The 615-nt window shown below is 75.4% G+C and carries 1 protein-coding gene; it reads right to left on the bottom strand.

Annotated features, from left to right (window positions below; translation table 11 throughout):
* Positions 1 to 584 (bottom strand): SAF domain-containing protein (locus tag NBW84_RS23430; protein WP_250287462.1); only part of this gene is annotated, 584 nt, incomplete at its 3' end.
* Between the last annotated feature and the right edge of the window lie 31 nt (positions 585 to 615).

Below are 615 nucleotides of genomic sequence, written 5' to 3'. Positions count from 1 at the left end.
CCCGCGCCCGCCGTGCCCGGTGTGCCAGCGCCGGTGCCCGCGCCGGTGGCGGCGCCGGTGGCGGCACCGGCACCCGCCGGGCCCGACCGTTGTAGGACGAAGACGTCCACGTGATCGCCCGGGGTGAGCGCGGGGGCTCTGCCGTCCTTGACGACGATCGAGACCAGCCGAGTCGGGCGTACGTCGTCACGCACGAAGTCAGCGCCGCTGAGCAGCTCCCCGGCGGACACCGGACGGGCGAGCATCGTCCCCACCAGCTCCGACCGGCGCCCACCCGGGAAGTAACGGCTCGCGGTCGCCGAGCGCAGGTAGGCCGAGGCCGTGGTGAGATCGGCGGCGGCCACGACATGCCCGGCCGGGAGGTCCGCGGCCGCCACCACCCAGTCCTGGCTGCCATCGGCGGTCGCGAACAGGCGGGCGCCCACCACGACCGACACCAGTACCAGCAGGACGCCCACCAGCAGACGGGAGTCCCGCCAGCGCGGCGGGGTGAGCCGGCGGGCCGGCGGCGACGGTGCTGTCGGCGGTGACGGTGGGGCAGCCGGCTTCTCCGAGACCGCGACAGCGGGGGTGAGGTCGGTCACCGGCGGACCTCCTGTAGCTTGTGTCCCTCCT

Origin of the sequence: Protofrankia sp. CiP1_Cm_nod2 (assembly GCF_920664355.1) — a bacterium.
Classification (GTDB): Bacteria; Actinomycetota; Actinomycetes; order Frankiales; family Frankiaceae; genus Protofrankia.
Note: the sequence above shows the minus strand (reverse complement) of the source record. Positions and strands in the feature narration are given on the sequence as shown.